The following is a 3,524-nucleotide window of genomic DNA, read 5'->3' as shown; positions in this document are numbered from 1 at the left end:
CGGCGAAGCGTTTGGCACGTTCGCGGGTGAAGATCGTTACACCACGAAAGAAAGTGAGCGTTTGCTTCGCCTGCCACTGTTCTACAACCTCGCGCCTGTTAACCAGCGTACGGTGATTAATACCCTTCTGAGTTATTTCGGCTGATATGTCTCTGGCAAAAGCATCGGTGTGGACCGCCGCGTCCACGCTTGTAAAAATTGGCGCCGGGCTGCTGGTCGTCAAGCTGCTGGCCGTCTCATTTGGCCCCTCTGGCGTGGGGCTGGCGGGTAATTTCCGCCAGCTCGTTACCGTCCTTGGGGTGCTGGCCGGCGCCGGTATTTTCAACGGCGTTACCAAATACGTTGCGCAGTATCACGATGATGCGGCTCAGCTGCGCAGGGTGGTGGGCACCTCTTCGGCGATGGTCACGGGTTTTTCGACCCTGATGGCGGTTGTCTTTCTGCTGGCGGCGGCGCCCATCAGCCAGGGATTGTTCGGGCACACCCATTATCAGGGGCTGGTGCGTCTGGTCGCGTTGGTTCAGATGGGCATTGCCTGGGCAAACCTGCTGCTGGCGCTGATGAAAGGTTTTCGTGATGCCGCCGGGAACGCGCTTGCCCTAATCCTGGGAAGCGTCATCGGCGTGATTGCCTATTACTTCTGCTATCGCCTGGGCGGCTATGAAGGCGCGCTGCTGGGGCTTGCGCTGGTCCCTGCCCTGGTTGTTGTGCCTGCGGCATTTATGCTGATGCGTCGGGGCGTCATCCCTTTGAGCTACCTAAAACCGCAATGGGACACGATGCTTGCCAGCCAGCTGGGTAAATTTACCCTGATGGCACTCATCACCTCCGTCACGCTGCCGGTAGCCTACGTGATGATGCGAAACCTGCTGGCGGCGCATTATAGCTGGGATGAAGTCGGGATTTGGCAGGGCGTGAGCAGCATTTCCGATGCATACCTCCAATTTATAACGGCTTCCTTTAGCGTCTATTTGCTGCCAACCTTATCGCGCCTGACGTCCAGACCAGAAATTACGCGCGAGATTTTCCGATCTCTGCGCTTTGTGCTGCCGGCCGTCGCGGCGGCCAGCTTTACCGTCTGGTTACTGCGCGATGTCGCCATCTGGCTGCTGTTCTCGGCGAAGTTCACCGCCATGCGCGATCTCTTTGCATGGCAGCTGGTGGGTGATGTGCTGAAAGTGGGGGCTTACGTTTTCGGCTATCTGGTGATTGCAAAAGCGTCCCTGCGGCTGTATATCCTGGCGGAAATTAGCCAGTTTGCGTTACTGACAGCATTTTCACACTGGCTAATACCCTCGCACGGTGCGCTGGGGGCGGCTCAGGCCTACATGGCAACCTATATCGTTTATTTCGCCGCCTGTTGCGGCGTATTTTTATTGTGGCGTAAACGCGCATGACTGCACTGATTCACATCCTGGGATCGGATATCCCACACCATAACCAGACCGTTTTGCGGTTCTTCAACGACGAGCTGGCATCGGGTAATCCTGATGCGCGTGAGTTTATGGTTGCAGGTCAGGATAAGGGCCTGAGCGAGGCGTTTCCGGCGCTGACGATTCGCTTCTGGCCGGATAAGGCCGCGCTGGCGAAGGCGGTCATTGCCAAAGCCAAAGCGGATCGTAAGCAACGTTTCTTTTTCCACGGGCAGTTCAATACCGGCCTGTGGCTGGCGCTGCTCAGCGGGGGGATTAAATCCTCCCAGTGCAGCTGGCATATCTGGGGAGCCGATCTCTACGAAGTCTCCCGCGGCTGGAAATTCCGTCTTTTCTATCCGCTGCGGCGCATGGCGCAGGGGCGCGTAGGCTGTGTGTTTGCCACCCGCGGCGATCTCAACTATTTTGCTAAACAGCACCCGAACGTGCGCGGAGAACTCCTCTATTTCCCAACCCGCATGGATCCGGCGCTGAACGCCATGGCAAATGACGCGGTGCGTGAAGGCAAGCTGACGATCCTGGTGGGGAATTCCGGCGATCGCAGTAACGAACACGTCGCGGCGCTCAGGGCCGTACATCAGCAGTTTGGCGACACGGTGAACGTGGTGGTGCCGATGGGCTATCCCGCCAACAACGACGCCTATATTGCTGACGTTCGCCAACAGGGGCTTGCGCTGTTTAGTGCAGAAAACCTGCACATCCTTAGCGATAAGCTGGAATTTGATGAATATCTTGCGCTGCTGAGAAAATGCGATCTTGGCTATTTCATCTTCGCCCGACAGCAGGGAATCGGCACGCTGTGTCTGCTGATTCAGGCGGGTGTACCGTGCGTGCTCAACCGCGACAACCCGTTCTGGCAGGACATGGCCGAGCAGCATATTCCGGTGCTGTTTACCTCAGACACGCTGAATGTCGAGGTGGTTCGGGAAGCCCAACGCCAGCTCACGCTGGTGGATAAAAATAGCATCGATTTTTTCAGCCCGAATTACCTCACGCCGTGGCACCGCGCGCTGCGTATCGCTTCAGGAGACAAAGCATGAGTCAGTTGCAATTCAGCGGCTTACTGGTTGTCTGGCTTCTGAGCACCCTGTTTATTGCCACGCTTACCTGGTTTGAATTCCGCCGGGTACGTTTCAACTTTAACGTTTTCTTCTCGTTACTGTTTCTGCTGACCTTCTTTTTCGGCTTCCCGCTGACCAGCATTCTGGTCTTCCGTTTTGACGTGAGCGTCGCGCCGCCGGAAATCCTGCTCCAGGCGCTTCTGGCGGCGACTTGCTTCTATGCCGTCTACTACGTCACCTATAAAACGCGTCTGCGTTCAGCGCAGGCTGCAGTCCCGCGCCGGCCGCTTTTTACCATGAATCGGGTGGAAACCCACCTGACGTGGGTGATGTTGATGACCATCGCCCTAGTCAGCGTCGGTATCTTCTTCATGCATAACGGCTTTCTGCTGTTTAAGCTCCACTCCTACAGCCAGATTTTTTCGGCCGAAGTCTCGGGCGTGGCGCTTAAGCGTTTCTTCTACTTCTTCATTCCGGCGATGCTGGTGGTCTTTTTCCTGCGCCAGGACAGCAAAGCGTGGCTGTTTTTCCTGGTCAGCACCGTCGCGTTTGGCATTCTGACCTACATGATTGTGGGCGGCACGCGCGCGAACATTATCATCGCCTTCGCCATCTTCCTGTTTATCGGCATCATTCGCGGCTGGATCTCGCTGTGGATGCTGGTTGCGGCAGGCGTGTTTGGCATTGTCGGGATGTTCTGGCTGGCGCTGAAGCGCTACGGGATGAACGTGGCGGGCGATGAGGCGTTTTACACGTTCCTCTACCTGACTCGCGATACCTTCTCGCCATGGGAAAATCTGGCATTGTTGCTGCAAAACTACGACAAGATTGATTTCCAGGGGCTGGCACCGATTGTTCGCGACTTCTACGTTTTTATCCCTTCCTGGCTATGGCCGGACCGGCCTGGCGTGGTGCTTAACACGGCAAATTACTTTACCTGGGAAGTGCTGAACAACCATTCCGGTCTGGCAATTTCGCCAACGCTGATTGGTTCCCTGGTGGTGATGGGGGGGGCGTGGTTCATTCTGCC

Annotated in this window: 3 protein-coding genes and 1 pseudogene; all 4 read left to right on the top strand. The window is 56.4% G+C overall.

The genetic code is table 11. From position 1 onward, the window contains the following. A pseudogene (locus DEO48_RS23915) lies at nt 1-145 on the top strand (dTDP-4-amino-4,6-dideoxygalactose transaminase); the annotation flags it as partial. A 1-nt stretch (nt 146) separates the two neighbouring features. Beyond that, nucleotides 147-1,397 carry a lipid III flippase WzxE gene (gene wzxE / locus DEO48_RS23910; RefSeq protein WP_109846491.1) on the top strand — a complete coding sequence of 417 codons (1,251 nt, stop codon included), beginning with the start codon at nt 147-149 and terminating at the stop codon, nt 1,395-1,397. After that, nucleotides 1,394-2,473 (top strand): TDP-N-acetylfucosamine:lipid II N-acetylfucosaminyltransferase, encoded by a 1,080-nt coding sequence (locus tag DEO48_RS23905; protein ID WP_109846490.1) that lies wholly within the window; start codon nt 1,394-1,396, stop codon nt 2,471-2,473. Before wzxE ends, DEO48_RS23905 begins: the two co-directional genes overlap by 4 nt. Beyond that, on the top strand, nt 2,470-3,524 hold a 1,055-nt coding region (wzyE, locus tag DEO48_RS23900), incomplete at its 3' end, for an ECA oligosaccharide polymerase (RefSeq protein ID WP_109846489.1). The genes DEO48_RS23905 and wzyE, both read left to right, overlap by 4 nt.

Source organism: Enterobacter sp. CGMCC 5087 (assembly GCF_003144775.1).
Lineage (GTDB): Bacteria > Pseudomonadota > Gammaproteobacteria > Enterobacterales > Enterobacteriaceae > Enterobacter > Enterobacter cloacae_M.
The sequence above is the reverse complement of the archived record's forward strand: the minus strand, read 5'-3'. Positions and strand labels throughout refer to the sequence as shown.

Bases quoted from the DNA above. Each gene is read 5' to 3' on its own strand.
- wzxE (WP_109846491.1), top strand. From the start codon at position 147: ATGTCTCTGGCAAAAGCATCGGTGTGGACCGCCGCGTCCACGCTTGTA.
- DEO48_RS23905 (WP_109846490.1), top strand. From the start codon at position 1,394: ATGACTGCACTGATTCACATCCTGGGATCGGATATCCCACACCATAAC.